Below are 20206 nucleotides of genomic sequence, written 5' to 3'. Positions count from 1 at the left end.
AATACCCTTGAGAGACGAGATGCAGCCCATACAAAATTGATAATAAAACTATAAGAAAGTATTAAGGAGTATCGGATGCGTCTTATGCCTGTGGCCTTGGCTGCGTTAATTGGATTGAGCTATATCACTGTACCAACCCCTGCTGTTGCGGGCGTTGATCCACTCGTAGCGAGTATTTGCGATTACGTAAAAGCTAACGATAAAAACCGCCTACGTAAAAAGTTAAAAGAAAGCCGCGTTAAGCTACGTCAGATTTACACTGGCATCAGTTGCGATGGCGCAAGTCTATTGCGTACCGCTTACGGCGCGAGTGCGAACGATGCCGGTGAGTTTGTGGCTAAACGTTTGTCGGTGACGGAACTGAGTGTTGCTGAGGCCGATGGTATGACTATCCAAGCTTGGGCAGAAGCAAACGGTCATGCAGATAGCCCTATCACTGCTGCAGTGAAAGAGCGTCTTGGCGCTGCTGCGGGCGGCGAAGAAGAGTAATCGCTGAGCTGGACTCGTTACTCCGAACTAGCGGCACTTTAGCTCTATTTGCAGCTTAGTTATATTAGGCGACGAGTATTAAGCAACGGGTTTAAGCCATTAGCGTTAAGAGCCTAGCATTAAGCGCTTTGCATTAAACGTCTTGCCTTGAATCAGATCAAATGCCGAACTTAAGTTCGGCATTTTTTATGGCCTTAATTTGTGTAAAGCCGGTCAAGCCGAGTATTCGGTGAGATAGGGGAAAGTGAATGCGGTCCAAAAGAAAGGGCCGCTAAGCGACCCTTGGTTTAGAAGATTTTAGCAATTAACATTTAGACTCTAAATTCGCCGACTGAGGCTTGAAGCTCTTCAGCTAGTTTGGCGACTTGATGGCTAGACTGAGCCGTTTGATCTGCGCCGATAGCCGTTTCTTCCGAAATGGCAGCAATATGCTCCAGTTTCTCAGACACTTGCTGACTCACTAAATTCTGCTCTTGAGCAGCATGGGCGATATGAGTGCCTGAGTCATAGGCCTTATGCACAGACTGGCTAATGGTTTCGAGGGCAATGTTGGCTTGCTCAGTTTTTTCAACACAGGCATTTGCCTGAGCACGTCCCATATCCATGGCGGCAACGGCTTGTTCTGCACCTTGCTGCAACACTTCAATCATCTGTTGGATCTCTCGGGTCGATACCTGAGTGCGTGAGGCTAAGCTACGGACTTCATCGGCAACTACTGCAAAACCACGACCTTGTTCACCGGCTCTAGCAGCTTCAATGGCGGCGTTAAGGGCGAGTAGGTTAGTCTGCTCTGCAATGCCGCGGATCACATCCAAAATTGAGCCAATTGAGGCGCTATCAGACTGCACTTTATTGATCACAACGCCGGCTTTAGCCACTTCATCGGCTAAAGCTAAAATCGTCAGTTTGTTCTCTTCGGCAATGGCTCGCATATGCTGAGTTTCTTGGTCGGCTTGCTTGATTTGCTCAAGGGCTTGGTCGGCACTTAACGACACTTGTTGCGCGCTAGAGCTCAGTTCTGTAGTAGCCGTAGCCACTTGGTCAACTTGGCTTTTTTGTTCTTGAATGCCGGAGGTAGTTTGTGCTGTGATGGCCGACGTTTGTTCAGCTGCCGCGGCCAGTTGGTTCGATCTATCCAAGATACCGATAATCAAACTGCGTAAGCTATCGACGAGACGGTTGCAGTTTTTCGCTAGCTCTGCAAATTCATCGTGTCCAGAGTCATCCAGCTTATGGGTGAGGTTGCCTGAGGCTAAGACGTTTAGGGCATTGTTCACTTGGCTGAGAGAGCGTTTGAGCGGATTCACTACAGCAAAACTCACAATGACAGCGACAACAATGGCAATTAACACCACAATCATGGTTTGTATACTAGCTGAGTCAATCTTAGCTATGGTGTCGTTGCTCATGTTGGCGGCAACAAGTTCGATGTTATTACTCACATCATCCATGTTGGAATTAATGACTTTCACGTCTTTTTCGATAATACCGAGTTTGACCACAGCTTCTTTAGCATGGGAAAGCTGGCTCGATTTCAGCTGCAACATAGATTGCGGGCCGGTAACGAGCGCTAAAACTTTTTCAATATCTTTAGTGACTGAACTTAAGGTATCCGCATCGACGATACCTTGACCGTGACGATTCACATATTCAAGTTTGTTCTTGGTTTCGCTGATAATGTAGTCAAGTTCTTTAGAGATCAGTTCATGCTTACTGTCTTCTTCATTGGTGACTAAATCTGCGATAGTGGTGATGATATTCCCGAGGCTAGTATCAATCGCGCTGGCTGACGCGGCCAGACTCTGCTCATCGGGATTTTGACTGCTTTCTAAATCAACAATATCGAGCAGTTCCGATGAGGCATCATCGGCGGCATTTTCGAGTTTTTTCTTTAGATTAACTAACTGTTCTTGCTTGCTTAATGAAGCTTCACGTTCGGCGATCATAGCAAGGCTGTCTCGTTCAAAGCTTGAGAAACTACCGCTTAATTGGCTGATTAATGAGGTGAGCTCTGGCTGGCTTTTCACTAATTGGGTGATGTTAGCTATTTCGTTTTTGAACTGAGTGCCATGATCATCGAACACTTTGCGAATACTGGGAATATTGGCCGATTTAGGCGTGTGATAGGCAATCAGGATTTGTCTTTGTTGCTCGCTCAAGGTTTCACTGAGGTGATTGGTCGACTTAAGCGCTGGCAAGCTTAATTCTTGCATCATCGCCGAGCTTGCTTTTAGGCTGTTGTTGGTGAGGTAAGATGTAAATCCTAGCACCACGAGCAAAAGCGTGACAATACCAAAACCGCCAATCACTCTGGTGGCTACGTTAAATTTCATAGGATACTCCGATTTTTATTATATTTTTCCAAATGAAAACAGGGCGATTTCAGGGTTAGGCGGCTCAGTCTGTTATCGACTTTAAGCTGTTTTAGTTTAACTCTTTTTTAACTTTTTTTGCGTAATTTTTTGGTCTTTTTCAAGATGCCATAGGGTTAAGTGTTCACCCCAGCAACAACCTGTATCTAAAGCCTTTAATTTAGTATCGCCGATATTGCCCATCAGTGCTGCCCAATGGCCGAAAACCAAGGTGTGACTCTGGCGCAGGGGCGAAGCAAACTCAAACCAAGGTTTGAGTTGTGGATTAGTACAGTTTTCAGGAGGTTGTTTACAATCAAAATCGAGTCGGCCATCGACATAGAGGTAGCGCATGCGTGTTAATGCGTTAATGCAGTAACGTAGGCGCTCTATGCCAATTGCACTTGGGTCCCATTGTTCGGCGCTATCCGAATACATTTGGGCTATCAGTGCCTCAAGATAATCATCTTGTTTTAGTGCGCAACTGACGAGTGCGGCTTCTTCTCTTAATACTTCAAGCGACCACTGCGGTGGCACACCCGCATGACTCATGATGAGTTGGTGTTCGGGTAATTCACGCATTAGGGGTTGCTGTCTCAGCCAGTCAATTGAGGCTGAAATATCGGGCGATTCAAGAATTTCAGTTAAATTATCGCTGGGCTTAGCGCGTTTGAGCTTGCCGTGTAACGCCATTAAGTGGAGATCGTGATTGCCTAAAACCGTTTTAGCGGAATCACCTAAAGAACGAAAAAAGCGCAGCGTAGCTAAGGAGTCTGGTCCACGTGCAACAAGATCACCTACAGCCCAGAGTTCATCACGGGAGGGATTAAAATCGACCTTAGCGAGTAATTTTTGTAATTCAGCGAAACAGCCTTGAATATCACCAACAAAATAATGCGCCACAGTACCCCTTTCCTAACGATATTAATGTAGTAAGCCTGGGGTCGCTAAACGGAAGGGACGGATCGTCGCTTGGAAATGCTCACCCGATTCGCTGACCATACCATAAGTGCCATGCATTATGCCAAGGGGTGTATCGAGCACTGTGCCACTGGTGTATTGATAGGCGGTATTTGGCGCTATGGTTGGTGTTTCACCGACAACTCCGGCGCCTTGGACTTCACTGGTATTGCCATTGGCATCTGTGATTATCCAGTGACGGGTTTCGAGTTTAGCTGCCTGCTCACCTAAATTGATGATAGTGATGGTATAGCTGAAGAGGTATTTTTCATCCTCGGGCGAGGACTGCTGCTCTATATATTCAGTTTTAACTTCAACCCGAATTGAGGTGTCCAATGCGCTCATTCTTGTTCCTAGGCTCTGGTTAAAGGGCACCTAAGTGCCCAGACATATTTATGCTTTCTTATCGCAAACCATGTTAGCCATAGCAACATACTGTTGCACGCTAATCTGCTCTGGGCGTTGACTTGAGTCAATCCCTAATTGCTCGAACTCATCGTCAGATAACATGTGCTTTAAGTTATTACGCAGAGTCTTACGACGCATGTTGAACGCCGTAGTACAAAGGTGACGTAGTACGGTCACATCTTTGCAAGGGAACGGTTTTACAGCGTATGGCAATAAGCGTACGACTGCTGAGTCGACCTTAGGCGCGGGCGTAAAGCTGTGGGGCGGCACTTCAAGAACCGGAACCACTTGGCAGAAGTATTGCGCCATTACCGTTAAACGGCCATAGGCTTTACAGCCTGGGCTTGCCGATAAACGCAGTACCACTTCTTTTTGCAGCATAAAGTGCATGGTTTCAATCTGTTCGGCAAATTCGAACAGGTGGAACATCAACGGCGTTGAAATGTTGTAAGGTAAGTTACCAAACACTTTCATCTTTTTGCCAGGCACACTCAGTTGACCAAAATCAAACTGCAGTGCATCACCTTGGTGAATGGTCAGTTTATCTTTAAGGACTGGGTGATGATGTAAGCGTTCAACTAGATCGCGGTCAAGTTCGACGACGGTCAGGTTATCTACAGCTTCGGCTACGGGTTCGGTTAAGGCACCAAGGCCTGGGCCGATCTCGACCATCACATGGTGATTATCGGGGGCAATTGCGCCCACAATGCGGTCAATCACATTGCCGTCGGTAAGGAAGTTTTGTCCGAAACGCTTTCTGGCCGTGTGGCCTAAATGTACTTTGTTGCTCATTAATAATGTAATCGTTTAGTTCTTTGAGGATAACTCAATGGCTTTATTCAGAGCACACACAAAGCTGCCAATATCGGCTTTGCCTGTACCCGCGAGATCGAGCGCCGTACCATGGTCAACCGAGGTACGAATATAGGGTAAACCTAAGGTGATGTTTACCGATTTGCCAAATCCTTGTGACTTGAGAACGGGAAGTCCTTGGTCATGGTACATGGCCAAGACGACATCGGCGTCCTGTAAATATTTAGGTTGGAACAGGGTATCGGCGGGTAATGGGCCGACAATATTCATCTGGAACTCTTCTCGCAACTCGTTGAGAGCAGGAATAATCACGTCGATTTCTTCACGCCCTAAATGGCCGTCTTCACCTGCGTGTGGATTAAGGCCGCAAACATAAATCTTCGGTGAAACTATGCCAAATTTGCTGATGAGATCGGCATGTAAAATCTTGATAATATGCTGTAGGCGTTGACGCGTTATCGCTTTTGCAACATAGGCCAGTGGAATATGTGTGGTCACGAGTGCCACTTGTAATCCCGGCGTTGCCAGCATCATCACCACATCTGGGCAATTTGCTTGATGGGCAAAAAACTCAGTATGGCCACTAAAGGAAATACCCGCTTGATTGATAATGCCTTTGTGTACCGGACCTGTCACGACAGCATCAAACTCGCCGCTCATGTTTTTCTCGCCCGCATAACGCAAGGTTTCAACTACATAAGTGCTGTTTTGCTCATCGAGCTGACCGCAAATCGATTCGGTCACTAGCTTGAAGGGGGCAATGGTTAATGTGCCCGCTTCTTGCGGTTTAGGCGCTTGATTTGGCAGGTAAGGGCGGAAAGTCACTTGCAAACCGAGTCGTTTAGCACGGCTGGTTAATAATTCTGGATCCGCACAAACGACTAACTCAGCAGGCCAAGCCTGCTGAGCGAGTTGTACGACTAAATCGGGGCCAATACCTGCGGGTTCACCTGGGGTAACGGCAATACGTTTAGTGCTCAATTAACATTAACCTCGATTGGTCTCTGGCTGGAAGATTTCAATGTATGCGTCTGAACGCATTTCGTCTAGCCAGTTTTGCAGTTCTTCGTTAAATTTGCGACGGAAGATCAACTGGTGCGCACGGTTACTGTTGAACTGATCCGTGGCATCGGTTTTTCTGCGTTCTTCTAACTGGGTAATGTGCCAACCGTGAGTGGTACGGAATGGCTCGCTGATCTGGTCGGTTTTTAAACTGTTAAGGGTTTGAGCGAACTCTGGCACGTAAATGCTTGGCTCTGCCCAACCTAATTCGCCGCCTTTAGTGGCTGAACCTGGATCTTCAGAATATTGACGCGCTAGGTCTTCAAACTTAGCTTCACCTGAGCGAATTTGCTTCAGGAATTGCTCAAGCATGGCTTTAGCACGATCTTCCGACAAAATTGGCGATGGTTTGAGCAAAATGTGGCGCGCTCTGACTTCTTCAATTTCTTTGGTTTGTAGGCCGCGAGCATCCATGATCTTAATGATATGGAAACCTGCACCACTCTTAATCGGGCCGATAATGTCACCCGTTTTCGCACCGTTGATCACTTCGGCGAACAGGGTTGGCATTTCGTTGATGTTCATGTAGTCCCAAATACCGCCTTCGAGTGCTTTAGGGCCCGAAGAAGATGCGATAGCAGTACGACGGAAATCTTCACCACTCTTTAAACGCTCCAAAACGATATTGGCACGTTTGCTCGAGGATTCCAGTTGTTCACTGGTAGGATTATTTGGCACGTCAATCAGGATGTGGCCAATTTGGTATTCCACATCTTTCATCCCTTGTTCTTGGATGAGTTTGACTAGGCTAGTAATTTCCTGTGGTGACACTTGGATACGGCGTTGTACTTGAATACGTTGAATTTCACCTAAGGTGATTTCTTCGCGTAATTGCTCGCGGTATTGGCTAAAGCTTAACCCTTCGCTTTCAATTTTTTGTTGCATCTGGGCTACAGACATTTTTTGTTCGCGCGCGATGTTTTCAATCGCTTGGTCTAATTGTAAGTCACCGATATGCAGGCCGATACGATCTGCCATTTGCAGTTGTAAACGGGTCAAGATCAAACGTTCGATCACCTGTGTGCGCAAGGCACTGTCGGAAGGCAACGATTGGTTTGCCGTTTTGGCATTGGCTTTAACAGTGTCAATCATGTTAGCGATTTCACTTTCGAGCACTATGCCGTCGTTAATTTGGACCGCAACGCGGTCGAGTGGCTGAGGTGCGGCCAATGTAGGTTGGCTGATAGCGAGTGCAAATAAAGCAAAAATCAGATGTTTACTGGGTTTCATCCACAAAATCCTTGGCACGTTCTAAGGTCAGGTTCGACGGCTTAATTGAAATAACTTTACCATTTATATCGAAATTACAGCGAGTTGCCCTAATGTAATTTTTTGGCGATGCATTTGAGTACATGGTAAACCCTTTAGGTCCGCTTTTATTAGCGTTAGCAAAAGGCAAACGGTAAGGCACTCATTAACCTGTTTGGACTCTCAGTCCTTGTTGAGGTTCAGCAATCTATCACAATTCTTTGCTAATTCCTCAGATAAAGCGGTTTTCTGTAGTTAAACAGGCCGTCATTGAGCATATCTGATACGCCTAATGGGCCAGAACCACCGAGTCCTTTAATGACTAAGTTCAGGTAGAAGCCGCTTTCAAATTGCTCACGGGAGTCGATAGCAGCAGAGCCTATGTTGTCGTCATAATTGGTTTTAATGCGGTAGTGATAACTAAATCGCACCGCATAACAGCATGATTCGTATTGAATACCTGTGTAGGTTTCAATGCTGCGGCTTTCGTTTAAGTCATAATACCAATTACCCACGAAGTAGAGATCGTCACTGATGGGCCAAGCGCCACGAACACCCGCTTGGGAGATGTTCACAGTATCATTGGTATTGGAGTTCAATAAATCGGGGACGTAGCGATAGCTAAATTGCAGCAATTTGTTCGCTTCGGGTCTGAAATCTAAGGTGACTTCCGTTTTTTTATTTTCACTGGTGTTGGTGTCGTATTGAATCGCCGCACCCATGTACCAATCATTCGTCAAACGGGTATCTAACTCGGCAGCGAGTACAGATGTCGATTGATTTGATTCAAAAATATTGTCTTCGTAGCCGACTTTACTGTCTTGCAGGTAAAAAATTTGCCCTAGGCTGAATTTAGTCGCCTCTTGGTTATGACTGTCAAAGATACGCGTGGTAACACCTAGTGTGACTTGGTTCGCATCGGAAATACGATCTAGCCCCGAGAAGCGGCGATCACGGAATAGACCAAAATAGTCATCCTGTAATTGGGCCGTATCGTAAATTCCTATGCCGCGTTGGTCTTCGTAGCCAACATAAAGATATTGGAATTGCGGTTCCAGTGTTTGGCGATAGTTTTCATCGAAAAGCTCAGTAAAACGCTCGAAGTTAATCTGACCATTAATCCGTACCTGCGGAATGGTACGGCTTACCGTGTCGTCTAGTTCTTCATTAGGATTGTTATTCTGTTGCCAATAATTAGTTTGCATCAGCTTCACTTGGCTGGTGAGTGAGCCCGAAGGTCCGTGAATTGGTAGGGTCACGCTCGGCGCCATATGTAAACGCGTCGCCGTGTTCACATTATTGTCTTGATGGGCAAAATTCGTCAGCTCTGAATTAAAGCCAAAATCTAAATTGTTCCAGAAATCGGCGGCGCGATAGTTAAAGTTGACTTGAGGCATCACCTGATACGGTTTTTCGTCTTCACCGAGTACTTTAATATCTTGAACCCGGGTGCTGATATCCCAGTTACTTTCGAAGTAGCTGATTTCACCTATGCGCGACAGCTGGTTGTCGGTAGCACGGTTAACATCTGACTTTAAGTCATTGAAATAGTTGTTGTCTGACACGTCGGTAAAATTAGCTAATACCCGCCAATTATTGTCGATTGACCCTTGGTGTTGCCAGTTGTACAGGTAGCGATTAGGGCTGCCACTGATCAATTGATCGTTGCCTAGATATTCAAAATTGACTCGGCCTTTTTGAGCCTCGCCTGCTAAATAACCAAACTCAGTCTTAGTGAATAAACCACGGTTAGACATATAGTTAGGCGTAAAGGTTAAATCATACTCAGGGGCAATGTTCCAGTAATAGGGCGCAGAAAATTCGACGCCATTGGTGGTACTGGTGCTAAAGCTGGGGTAGAGGAAACCCGACTTACGTTTATCAGAAACCGGCACTGTCATGTAGGGAATGTAGAATACAGGCACGCCGCCGACTCTTAACTTGGCATTCCAAATTTCGCCCCATTCTTCTTCACTGTTAATCTTAATTTTTTCGGCTTCGAGCAGCCAAGAGACATTGTCGGGTGGACAAGTGGTAAAGTTAGTATTGGTTAAAATTAAATTGTTATTGATGGTAATTTGCAGTTTCTCGGCATCGCCATGGACCTGTTGTCCATGCAGCCAATATTGTGCCCCTTTAAGGGTGGCACGATTGGAGCGCATTTGAGCTTGTAATGACTCGGCGGTAACAGTGAAGTTACTGTCTTGGAAGACTAAATTACCATTAGCATCAAACTGTTCGGTCGCTTGATCTAGAATCGCCTCATCGGCTGCTATGTGTCTATCGCCTTGGCTAAAAACCACATCCCCGCGGAAAATGGCTTGTTTGCCCATTTCTGCATCAGAGTTATCAGAGACTATACGAATTTTGTTGAGTTCGGCCGCACTCATCCCTTGGGTTTGAGATACGATACGGGGTACTGGCGGTTCGATTAAGCATTGAGATGCCGAAGCGGTTGGAGAGTCGTCTGCCAGGACTAATTGCGGTAACAGGCTCAGGGCCAGAAGGTATCGGATCTGCATCTTTAGGTCAGTAATTATGATTTCTTATTCTGGACAAGTATGGATGGGGAAAGTTGCAATTTACAAACGCAACACCGCTTAATAAATCTCTCAATTTCTTAGCTGTTTCCAAATTATATGCCAGCTATAATAAAGCAATTTTTCTTTAAGAGCCATGAAATGACTTTATCCGATCCGAGATTTCTTTCCCTAAATCAGTGGCTGAATGCATATTTTTCCGATGAGGTGACACCGATATTGATTTCCGGTGACGCAAGTTTTAGACGTTACTTTCGGATCACGACGCCCGATGCCACCTTTATCGCCGCCGATTCACCGCCACAATTGGTGCCCATCGCACCCTTTATCGCCTTATCTAATGCCTATGCCGCCGCGGGACTGACAGTTCCAAAAGTGATCCATGCCGACGCCGCCCAAGGTTTTATGCTGATGAGTGACTTAGGTGATACTCAGCTGTTATCTGTGCTTAACGTGCAAAACGTGGCTGACTATTATCGTCAGGCACTCGATTTACTGCCGCAAGTGGCCTCTGTGGTTGCAAGTCAGCATTTTGATAGTGGCCTAGTTGAGCCCTTACCGCTGTACGACGAAGCCTTTGTTCGCCGTGAATTGCACATCTTTACTGAGTGGCTACTCGGCACTCATCTTAATTTGTCATTGGACGAGTCAGAGCTGCAAATGCTAAGCGATAGCTTCGATCTGCTCGTTGATAATGCCCTTTCGCAACCTAGCGTGGGGATGCACAGAGATTTCCATAGCCGCAATCTTATGCTGCAAGCAGGTAAATTGTGCGTAATTGATTTTCAGGATGCTGTCGTCGGCCCTGTGACCTACGACGCGGTATCGCTATTGCGTGATTGTTATATTCGCTGGCCGCAGCCGTTAGTCGCAGACTTGATGCAATACCATTATCAGCAAGCACTCGCGCTAGGCTTCATTCCCGCACTGACTACTTTGGAACAATACCAAACTTGGTTTGATCTCATGGGCTTGCAGCGTCACATCAAGGCGGTGGGGATTTTTGCACGGTTAAATTATCGTGACAGTAAACCTGCGTATATGGCGGATATTCCACTGACATTAACGTATATTGTCGACATTGCCATGCAGTATCCCGAACTCGTGCCATTTGCACGCTGGTTGACTCTTCGCGTGTTGCCTGCGTTTACAGCTAGCCACTCTTTATCTGAGGTGAAGCAATGAAAGCCATGATCTTGGCCGCCGGACGAGGTGAGAGGTTAAGGCCGTTAACGGACAATTTGCCTAAACCTATGGTGCCAGTATTAGGTAAACCGTTGATTGTTTACCATATTGAAAAACTTGCCGCGTTAGGCATAGTCGATATCGTCATCAACCATGCTTGGCTAGGGCATAAATTAGTTGAGGCGCTGGGCGATGGTAGTGCTTTTGGGGTGCAAATTCGCTATAGCGCCGAAGAGAGTGCGCTCGAAACCGGCGGCGGCATTAAACGGGCTTTGCCTTTGTTGTGTGAGAGTGAAAAGGGTGAAAGTGATGAGCCCTTTTTGGTTATTAATGGTGATGTGTTTATTGATACCTTACCGCCAATCACGCAGCTTGCTGCCGATACGCTCGCTCATTTGTGGCTAGTGCCTAATCCTGAGCAGCATCCAAATGGCGATTTTGCCTTGAGTAGTAATCGAGTGCAGGAGCTTGGTGAGACTAAGTTCACTTTCTCTGGCATAGGTATTTATCGGTCTTCGTTGTTTAATCAGACGCCGCAGGGGGCGTTTGCACTCGGTCCGTTGCTTAGAAAGCAAATGGCCCAAGGCCGAGTCAGCGGCGCGCTGTTTCACGGGCTTTGGTGCGATGTTGGCACGATTGCACGCCTGCAAGGGCTCGAACTGAGATTACAAAGCAATACCTAAATATCTGTGCTTGCTTATCCATAGGATAGTGCTGGCACATCAAATACATTATAGAAATCAGGATATAAGATGCGTTTTTGGGGTAAGTTTTTTGGGTTTATCATTGGCTTTATGTTCGGCCGCATCTTTGGTGCTTTGCTCGGCTTGTGGCTCGGACACCTCTACGATAAGCGCGCGGCTTCTGGCGTGGGGTTTCGCGAGGTTCTAGGGCAGGCTAAGAATCGCCAAGCGATCTTCTTTAACACTACCTTTGCGGTGATGGGGCATGTGGCGAAAGCGTCGGGACAGGTGACTGAAACCGATATTCGCATCGCGACCTTGTTAATGGATCAAATGCGCTTAACCGGTGAAGCCCGTAAAGAAGCGCAGCAGGCGTTTCGCGAAGGGAAATCGGCGGATTTTGATCTGCGTAGCAGCCTACAAGCTTTCCGTGTGATTACCATGGGCCGCAAAGAGTTAGTGCAGATGTTCATCGAAATTCAGATCCAAACGGCATTGTCCGACGGTGAACTGGATCCCGCTGAACACGCTATCTTGATGACGATTGCCCAAGAGTTAGGTTATGGTCGAGCACAGTTAGATGAATTACTGAAGCGCTGGCAGGCGGAGTTTCGCTTTCATCAGACCTCAGGTGGCAACAAAACATCGATTACCGATGCTTACAGTTTGCTGGGGATTACTAACGAAGCCAGCGACCAAGAAGTTAAGCGAGCTTACCGTAAGTTGATGAACGAACATCATCCCGATAAGTTAGTCGCTAAGGGATTGCCGCCGGAAATGATGGAGCTGGCAAATCGTAAGGCACAGGATATTCAAGCGGCCTATGACAGAGTCAAGTCTGAGCGCGGTATGCGTTAGTCTTGATTGCTTTGGATTTTATAAAAGATAAGGAATTCATTATGAAAAACACGCATAGCCTGTTGCTGTTGGCGAGTTTGCTCCCTGTGACTATGTCCGCGCAGGCCGAGGTGTTTGTCGCACCTTTTGGCGGTTATAGTCTGGGTGGCGGTCAATTTGATGTTAATCAAATTGACATCAACGCAGATCAAACGGGCGACAAGAAAAATGTGAAGGTCGAGGAGTCGAGTCATTACGGCCTGATGCTGGGTATTGGCACGAATGATCCCGGTAATATTTATCTTTTATACAGCCACCAAGCCTCTGAACTCAAAAGTGGTGGTTTGTTTACGCCCGATCGCCTTACCTCATTAGACTTAGATTACATCCACTTAGGCGGCACTTTATATTTTCCCCGTGGCGATATTCGACCCTACGTCACCGCAAGTGCAGGGATCACCCGCATGCTGCCTGACGCTTGGTCGAGTGAAACGCGTTTCTCTATGGGGATTGGCGGTGGGGTAGAGTATCAAGTCACTCAACACTTTGGTTTGTTTGCAGATATCCGCGGTTACGCGACGTTTATCAACAGCGACAGTTCGTTGTTTTGCAATGAAGATGAATGCCTATGGCACATTACGTCGGATGTGATGTGGCAGGCGCAGGCTAACCTTGGGCTCAAAGTCAGCTTTTAGCACTAACACATCGTTTTAAAAGGAGATTTAGCGACATGAAGATAGTAGTACTCGATGGCGAAACTTTAAATCCTGGCGATCTCAGTTGGCAATCCTTGACTGAACTAGGCGAGTTTACGTGTTTCTCCCGCACTGCGGGCGCCGAAGTTGTCGTACGTGCTCAAGGTGCTGAGATCATTCTCACCAATAAAACGCCGCTTAATGCTAAGACTCTGGCGCAACTTCCAGCACTTAAATATATAGGTGTACTGGCAACGGGCACTAATGTTGTCGATATCGCGGCAGCTAAAGCGCAAGGCATAGTGGTGACAAATGTGCCCGCCTATGCGCCCGATGCCGTAGCGCAGATGGTGTTTGCCCATATACTGCATCACACCCAAGCCGTGGCAGCCCATCATCAAGCTGTGGTCGATGGTCAGTGGGTGAACTGCCAAGATTTTTGTTTCACCTTAATGCCGCTGCAATCCTTAAAAGGCAAGACTTTAGGTTTAATAGGTTATGGTGATATCGGCCAGCAGGTTGGGACGCTCGCCCTTGCATTCGGGATGAAAGTGCTCGTCAATACCCGCTCTGTTATCAAAGACTTGCCCCAAGGTGCCACTTGGGTACCGCGTGATACTGTGCTGAGCGAATCAGATATTATTTCGCTGCATTGCCCGCTTACCCCTGAGACTGAGCAATTTATCAATCAGCAAGCACTCGCCTTGATGAAGCCTAATGCGCTGCTTATTAATACGGCACGCGGTGGATTAATTGATGAGGCCGCGCTTGCTGCTGCGCTTTCACAAAACCGCTTATTTGCCGGTGTCGATGTGTTATCGACCGAGCCGCCCAGCGCGGATAATCCCTTATTGCATGCACCAAATATCAGTATTAGTCCCCATAATGCGTGGGCGACTAAGGAAGCGAGACAAAGTCTACTCAATATTGCCGTGGCGAATGTGCACGGTTATTTACAGGGTGAAGTGATTAACTGCGTGAACAAGTAAAGCGGTATGCGTCTTTCTCTCTTTTCATCATATCGACGTTGAGAGAGAAAGACCTGAATGGTTAGTTATTTTTAGTCTTTCTTCTACGCATCCACCACACACCAATCAATCCAGTGATGGCTAATACGCCAAATACGACGGGCTTTTTCAGCTTGTGGTACAGGGCGTTCCATTCTGCAATTTCATTGGCCTGTGCTCGTTTTTTTGCCCCGTCAAAATCGGGCGTTTCACACTGCATACCAAAGTTTTCGGCCCAAGGCACAAAGGGGCCGTTGGCGACGTATTTTTTGTAGTAGCGTAGGGCAAGTTCTTGATCTCGATACAATATCCATCCAGTCGCTTGGCAGAGTAGCGCGGCATAGGCTTGGCTGTTGTGGGGCACATGATCCGATGCCTTGTTGGCCAGTTCCGCCGCCGTGTAACGATAATGAAAGCGTTTATCGGGAACGGCTTGGCTGGCGCTTAACCGCAACTGTTCTTTTTCGGCCAATTTGCTCGGTTCATTCCAATCGCTTAGATCGAATACCCCTTGGTATATAGAGTAATCCGGGGCTAATTCAAACCCTAAGATTTCCATACCTCGATGGCGGGCAAGTTCGGCCGCCGCCCAATAGGCCTTAGCGCTATCTATGCCTGTTGCACTTTTCGCCGCGTTCAGCTCAGTGCCGTAGGCGAGGGCGCTGGCATTAAGATTCGGATTAGGGAAATAAGCAGGCGCTTCGGCGATTGCGCCTTCACGTAATAATCTGCGGCCCAGTAAGTAGCGTAAGCGATTGTTAATCGGCTCTATATTATCGTACCAGTCGCTATCTTTAGGGTATTCGAAGGCGATAAGCGGCACATGCTCGTCGATAAATAACTTAAGTTCAGCCGTGGTGAGCACGCGCTCCGCCACATAGGCGATGTCTTGCCAGTACTCGTCGCCGCTGGCGACTAAGTGATTGAGCGCATCGACATATTCGCCGCGCTCTAGTGATAACACCCCTTGCTCGGCGCGAATACGGCAGTAAGTGGCTATATCTTCATCGGCATTAATGGCTTGCTGTTGGGTCTCTTTGGCATCAACTGTGGCTAATGTTTCATTCGACTGTTTGGGGAAGTGACGCGCTGCCTGAGCATAGGCCTTGGCCGCTTCTGCTTGATCGCCCTTTTGTAGCAGTAATTTTGCGTTGAGCCACCAAGTGAGGCCGCTGGGTTTCGCGAGCGTCAATAGGCGCTCAGCACTGGCATAATCCCCAAGCTGGTAATAAATCGCGGCTAACTTATCGCCATGGTTGAGTTGTAAGCCATCGGTTGGAAACACTTTGAGGATGTCAGCTACCTTTGAGCCCATTTCCGAAAGCTGGCCATCGTAGGCAAATTCATTGGTGCTGCTTTGCCAATAGGCAATCAATAACTGCTGCACGCTCGTCTGTTGCAGTAACGGTTTCAGCTCAGCAATGTCTTTCCCCATCAAGGTGCGGCTTAACATCAATAAAGAATCATAACCGCCGCTATCGCCTTGCACCGATTGGGTGGCGTAGAGCTCAATCGCCTTATTCAGTGCATCAAGGGTAAGCGTCATTTGCAGTTCTGACTCGGTTTCACCTGCACCTTGATTAGTCACTTGCGGGAGCGGCTGGCCTTGGTGCAGCAGAATATAGGCTTGCTCACCCAGGCTCGCTAAGCTCAAACGCAGGGGATCGGCGGCGCCCAGGGCGACTTCGGTTTGCAATTGAGTCAGGTAAGCGTTGGCACGATTAAAGTGCTCAGGATCCGCCGAGGTTTTACTTAAGATAAGCTCAATACGCGACAGCGAATAGAGGGCCCACAGGCTGCGAGATGCGCGTTCGCTTTCTGGTAATTTAATGATTTTGCTGAAATAGTTACTTGCTCTATCATAATCTTGTGCCTCAAACGCCACGGCGCCTAAGGTGTACCAGGTCAGCGCTTGGGGCAGATCTTTATCTAACTTGGCGGCCATTTGTTCGGCCTCGATTGGGCCTGTCGCATCCCTTAGTGTGTTCACTAAGATCAAATGGGCTTCACTTAATTCGCTGTTTTCAAAAGCACGAGTTTGTGACAGATAACGGCTATGCACTTCATCCCACAGATATTCCTGCGCAGCTGGCGCATCTTGATACTGCCAAGGCAAAGGTTTTGCGAGGGCGGTAAGCTGCTGGCTGAAAGAGGTTTGCGGTAAATAACTGAGATTACTCTGTCTGTCTTGAGTCAATTGCAAAGGGAAGTCGGGGCCGCAGGCCAATAGCATTGGCGAAAATAGGCTTAAACAGATAAGCGTGGTCTTTTTAAGCATAAAAGCCCGATTGGATTTTGCCATTGTGGACGATGATGTTGGCTTATGGCGCATAAATTCCCTGTAAATATAATGACTCACAACGTGCCCAGCCTATCACTTTCTGGCCGCCAGGGTTGAGCATGTGTTTTTGAGTTTGTTTGTGTGCTTGCGGCATTGGCATGTTCGTCGCGCTTGGAGCAGTGTCAGTCGGCGCCAATGCGGCGATATTTTCAGCTCGCCACTGCCAGATTAACAGCCCATTTTTTTGTTTCACGCGATAGCCATTTTGCGCATCATACCCGCTGCAAGCTTGTCCCGCTAGGGACAAACTCGCAGGAATGTCGCCAGCAATATTACCGCGATTAATTAAGCTCAATTGGAAGAGCTGTGGCTTGAGGATTTGTTGGTTTTTAGTCTTATTTTCAGTGGCTAATGTCATTTGGGTATCGTTATCGCTTGAGATCACTAATTCAATCTTGGAGGCAAGTTTACCTTGCTGCGCAACGGCGATTAAGGTGTTGAGTGGCCAAACTCTTTTATCCCCTTCCAGCGGCAGCCGAAACCAGATAATGCCTCTGAGTTTGGCATCTTTTTGAGTGTGTAGTTTTTGCACAAAGGCTTGTAATACTAGAGGTTCGGCCATCAGTTCCTGTACTACATTGACTGATTTGAGTTGATCGCGCAGCGGTGTTTCACTTTCAACTTTATAACCTGAAGCTGTACTGATGACCGCCGAACCATAGGCGGGGAGTGCAATAAGGTAAGGCACAGTGCTGATATTTGAAAGTTGCTGCACCCACTGCCAACCTTGAGTCGCATCGAATAGCCCGAGGCGTGGATCGCTTACGCTGTGAATTTGCAGCACGAGTTCATCGATATTGGTGAGTAATGCGGGGAAATCGGCGCTATTGAGCCAAGCGGGCAGGGCGGTAATGCTGAGTTTGAGCTCTGCTGGTAACTGCGCTTTAAGCTTTTTAAGAAAATCCCGATAGGCGGGTAGTTTGCTGCTGGCGCTGTCGTGATCGATTTCAACTCCGGCGATGTGCGTGCCTTTTGCCTGCCAATCTGCCAGTACTTGGCTGATTTTATGGATCACTGCTTCATCATTTAAATGCGCGAATTGGCCATCTAAGCGGATCACGGCGACTTTAGGTCTAGGATCTGCCTGAAGCCAAGCATGATTGACCGCGACTTCAAACCAAATATCTGCACCATTGGGTTTTGGGTGTGCTTGCAGCGCTAAAATGCGTAATCCTTGGAATGCTCCTTGGCTTTGCACTAATGCCGTTTGATTGGCGGGGCGCCATTGGCGCTGCCAAATATAGACTTCCTGCGAAAGTGGAGCACGAATAGCTGCGGATTCTGAAACGGCTTTTGTTGGGTAATTGGCATCTGGGTTTGCCTTGAGTTCACTCGGTTCCGATGCGGGCTGACAGGCGCTCATAAATACGGCGGCACTCAACAAAGCGAATAACAGCCATTGATTTCGGCTTATGTTTTTAACCAGATTGCCTATGCCCATACTACTGCTATCGATTCCGTTTTGAGTGAGGCATTACTATGCCCGAAAAAGCTCGCTTTTACATCGCGGTCAAACTTCTGATAATGCCCCTAAGCTTGGTTCTTCCTTGGGTGCCTTGTTAATCAATATCAGAACTCAGGTCTCAAAAATCAGGATCGACCTGAAAGCGCATCAGTTCACGGGTAACGGGATGCTGAAGCATCAATAAATCCGCATGCAGATGCAGGCGATTGGCGCGGGTGCCGTAGAGGTCGTCACCGACAATCGGGGTATTTAGCCCCTCTGAGTGGGCGCAGTGAACCCTGAGTTGATGGGTTCTGCCTGTTTTTGGATACAGATACACGCGGGCTGTACGTGCCATTTCATCAAGTTGGCTCAATTCCCAATGGGTTTCGGCTGCTTTACCAAACTCGTGGCAAACGAGTTGTCTCGGTCTATCGTCTAAATCGCCACGCAAGGGTAAAGAGATGTGACCCGTCGCCTGCTTATTCGCCATTACCGCAGGAATTCCCGCTAAAAGTGCTACATAACGTTTAGTCACAGTGCGCTGGATAAATTGTTTTTGCAGCTGTTTATGGGCATCTTTTGTCAGCGCGATCACCATTAATCCCGAGGTCGACATATCGAGCCTGTGGACGATTAGCGGCCCTGTGGCATGGGGAAAGGCTTGGCGGATGCGCGAATACACTGAGTCTTCAATTTCTTTGCCGGGCACGGATAAAAACTCGGCGGGTTTATTCACAATCGCCATCGCATCGTCTTGGTAGAGGATGGCTAAGGTTTTGCCTTCGGCAGGGTTGGTCAGCAGAGGGTTTTCATCGACCACGAGTCCTTCGAGCATATGTCCTAGAATAGGTTGGCATTTTCGCAGGCAGGCGGGATAAAACTGCTTATGCTGGCGGATTTCTGATTTTGGCGGCGTGCCCCACCAAAACTCGGCAATTGCTAATGGCTTAAGGTCATGTTTAAAGGCGTAATGTAACAACTTGGGCGCGGCACATTCACCTGAACCTGCGGGCGGCGTTAACTCAACCGTGCCGTTAAAAATGCCGTTAAGGCTCTTTTCTGCGCCTTTAATATTCAAAAACCGATACTGCTCAAACAGCTTTTGCTGCAGCGCCGCCGAGAGCCGTTTGCGCTGTTGTCGTAACGTCTCGCGCTCATCTGTCAGTTGGCTTAGCGCTTGGCTGATGGTATGGATACGTTCATCCCAATAGCGTTTAATATCTCTTAACTGATTCTTTTCATTGATGCTTTCTTGGCTGAGCTTGGCTTCAGTTATTGCGTTTTCACGCAAGGTCTCATCCGTCGGATTGGTAGCCAATTGGGCTGCGAGTTGATTGCGCTGCGTTTTACGGGACTTACGGCCATCGATCATCACTTGTCTGTGGGCGGCAAGTTTGGCTTGCGCTTGAGCCTGCTCAGTTTCTAGCTCGGTTGATAACCTCGGAATGTCGGGATGGTTTTCTACTGCAAGTAGCTGCTCGTTAATTTGGTTGATTTGCAGGTTTTCGGCGTGGAAAAAATTGTCCTTAGCCAGCATATCAAACACAGGTGGAACGAAGCGCGGCCAATGGTTTTGCTCTGCTAACTTGCCCGAAAATGCCGACAAATAGCCCACTTCACCTTGCGGATTTTGCACCAGTAATACCCCGAACATCTTGCCAATGGCGCCAGTTAACTCACCCGTGAGGCCAAAGTTATGTTGCCAGTCGTGCTGAGTCTCAAGGTGTTGTTGTAATTCGTTGGCTGCGATCACGCACAGCGGATGTGGTTCGTAATAGAAAGGAAAGGTAAAATGTTGCGGCAGGGCATAGGCATCAATGGCTTGTGTGAAAGAGGTAAAGCAAGAAGGCTGAAGCTGCATATGGATTTCTACTACTATTGGTTTCTATTACTAATGATTTGTTATTGTTGGGTTTTACTTATTTCACGTTTGAATTAAGTCACAGCTCGAAATCAATCGTCTTAATAAGCGCTCGCAATAAAAAGCTCTGAACAACTCGCCCGAAAATACGCTCAGACCACAAGGTTTGTTTTGCTTGGCGTGCAATCTTAGGCCACAAGACAAGGGGGCTAGTTTACTCTGTCGGTTTGGGTGGGTCACTTTTTATTGGTAAAGGTTCTTGATGCTGTACTGTGTTGA

General features: G+C 47.5%; 16 protein-coding genes. 6 read left to right on the top strand and 10 right to left on the bottom strand.

Translation table 11 applies throughout. The features are described 5' to 3' along the window. The first annotated feature begins 75 nt into the window (after positions 1 to 75). Positions 76 to 489, top strand: coding sequence for a DUF3718 domain-containing protein (locus Q4Q57_RS02220; RefSeq protein ID WP_311889531.1), 414 nt, complete (start codon positions 76 to 78; stop codon positions 487 to 489). 311 nt (positions 490 to 800) lie between these two features. On the opposite strand, the gene Q4Q57_RS02215 is transcribed toward Q4Q57_RS02220, so the two are convergent. The 7 genes from Q4Q57_RS02215 to lptD all read right to left on the bottom strand — a co-directional run bounded on the left by Q4Q57_RS02215 (position 801) and on the right by lptD (position 9853). Continuing rightward, on the bottom strand, positions 801 to 2822 hold the full coding sequence (locus Q4Q57_RS02215) for a methyl-accepting chemotaxis protein (RefSeq protein ID WP_311889529.1): 2022 nt from the start codon (positions 2820 to 2822) through the stop codon (positions 801 to 803). Between the two features lie 96 nt (positions 2823 to 2918). Continuing rightward, positions 2919 to 3743 carry a symmetrical bis(5'-nucleosyl)-tetraphosphatase gene (locus Q4Q57_RS02210; RefSeq protein ID WP_259522827.1) on the bottom strand — a complete coding sequence of 275 codons (825 nt, stop codon included), beginning with the start codon at positions 3741 to 3743 and terminating at the stop codon, positions 2919 to 2921. A gap of 21 nt (positions 3744 to 3764) precedes the next feature. Continuing rightward, entirely contained in the window at positions 3765 to 4145 is a 381-nt protein-coding gene (gene apaG / locus Q4Q57_RS02205) for a Co2+/Mg2+ efflux protein ApaG (RefSeq protein WP_006080538.1), read from the bottom strand. Positions 4146 to 4193: 48 nt separating this feature from the next. Continuing rightward, the gene (gene rsmA / locus Q4Q57_RS02200) at positions 4194 to 5000 is read right to left on the bottom strand and encodes a 16S rRNA (adenine(1518)-N(6)/adenine(1519)-N(6))-dimethyltransferase RsmA (protein ID WP_006085825.1); all 807 of its coding nucleotides are present in this window, start codon (positions 4998 to 5000) and stop codon (positions 4194 to 4196) included. Between the two features lie 15 nt (positions 5001 to 5015). Then, positions 5016 to 6002: a 4-hydroxythreonine-4-phosphate dehydrogenase PdxA gene (pdxA, locus tag Q4Q57_RS02195; protein ID WP_311889521.1), complete on the bottom strand. Its 987-nt coding sequence runs from the start codon at positions 6000 to 6002 to the stop codon at positions 5016 to 5018. A 6-nt stretch (positions 6003 to 6008) separates the two neighbouring features. After that, positions 6009 to 7313 (bottom strand): peptidylprolyl isomerase SurA, encoded by a 1305-nt coding sequence (gene surA, locus Q4Q57_RS02190; protein WP_063883719.1) that lies wholly within the window; start codon positions 7311 to 7313, stop codon positions 6009 to 6011. A gap of 242 nt (positions 7314 to 7555) precedes the next feature. Continuing rightward, complete coding sequence (gene lptD, locus Q4Q57_RS02185) at positions 7556 to 9853, bottom strand: LPS assembly protein LptD (protein WP_311889520.1); 2298 nt, start codon at positions 9851 to 9853, stop codon at positions 7556 to 7558. 159 nt (positions 9854 to 10012) lie between these two features. Here lptD and Q4Q57_RS02180 point away from each other — a divergent pair, with 159 nt between their 5' ends. The 5 genes from Q4Q57_RS02180 to Q4Q57_RS02160 all read left to right on the top strand — a co-directional run bounded on the left by Q4Q57_RS02180 (position 10013) and on the right by Q4Q57_RS02160 (position 14260). Beyond that, positions 10013 to 11056 carry a phosphotransferase gene (locus Q4Q57_RS02180; RefSeq protein ID WP_311889519.1) on the top strand — a complete coding sequence of 348 codons (1044 nt, stop codon included), beginning with the start codon at positions 10013 to 10015 and terminating at the stop codon, positions 11054 to 11056. Continuing rightward, positions 11053 to 11739, top strand: coding sequence for an N-acetylmuramate alpha-1-phosphate uridylyltransferase MurU (murU, locus tag Q4Q57_RS02175; protein WP_311889518.1), 687 nt, complete (start codon positions 11053 to 11055; stop codon positions 11737 to 11739). Before Q4Q57_RS02180 ends, murU begins: the two co-directional genes overlap by 4 nt. 69 nt (positions 11740 to 11808) lie before the next feature. Further along, positions 11809 to 12597: a co-chaperone DjlA gene (gene djlA, locus Q4Q57_RS02170; protein WP_311889517.1), complete on the top strand. Its 789-nt coding sequence runs from the start codon at positions 11809 to 11811 to the stop codon at positions 12595 to 12597. A gap of 41 nt (positions 12598 to 12638) precedes the next feature. Further along, complete coding sequence (locus tag Q4Q57_RS02165; RefSeq protein WP_063883714.1) at positions 12639 to 13271, top strand: porin family protein; 633 nt, start codon at positions 12639 to 12641, stop codon at positions 13269 to 13271. Positions 13272 to 13306: 35 nt separating this feature from the next. Continuing rightward, positions 13307 to 14260 (top strand): D-2-hydroxyacid dehydrogenase, encoded by a 954-nt coding sequence (locus tag Q4Q57_RS02160; RefSeq protein ID WP_311889515.1) that lies wholly within the window; start codon positions 13307 to 13309, stop codon positions 14258 to 14260. Between the two features lie 61 nt (positions 14261 to 14321). Here Q4Q57_RS02160 and Q4Q57_RS02155 read toward each other — a convergent pair whose 3' ends face one another. The 3 genes from Q4Q57_RS02155 to Q4Q57_RS02145 form a co-directional block, all read right to left on the bottom strand. After that, positions 14322 to 16610, bottom strand: coding sequence for a hypothetical protein (locus Q4Q57_RS02155; RefSeq protein ID WP_311889733.1), 2289 nt, complete (start codon positions 16608 to 16610; stop codon positions 14322 to 14324). Further along, a complete protein-coding gene (locus Q4Q57_RS02150; RefSeq protein WP_311889514.1) occupies positions 16600 to 18060 on the bottom strand; it encodes a DUF3142 domain-containing protein in 1461 nt (486 codons plus the stop codon). The genes Q4Q57_RS02155 and Q4Q57_RS02150 overlap by 11 nt, the downstream gene beginning before the upstream one ends. Before the next feature lie 142 nt (positions 18061 to 18202). After that, on the bottom strand, positions 18203 to 19927 hold the full coding sequence (locus Q4Q57_RS02145; RefSeq protein ID WP_311889513.1) for an RluA family pseudouridine synthase: 1725 nt from the start codon (positions 19925 to 19927) through the stop codon (positions 18203 to 18205). Between the last annotated feature and the right edge of the window lie 279 nt (positions 19928 to 20206).

Source organism: Shewanella sp. SP2S2-6 (assembly GCF_031931965.1).
Taxonomy (GTDB): domain Bacteria; phylum Pseudomonadota; class Gammaproteobacteria; order Enterobacterales; family Shewanellaceae; genus Shewanella; species Shewanella baltica.
This window is presented reverse-complemented; position numbering and strand designations above follow the sequence as displayed.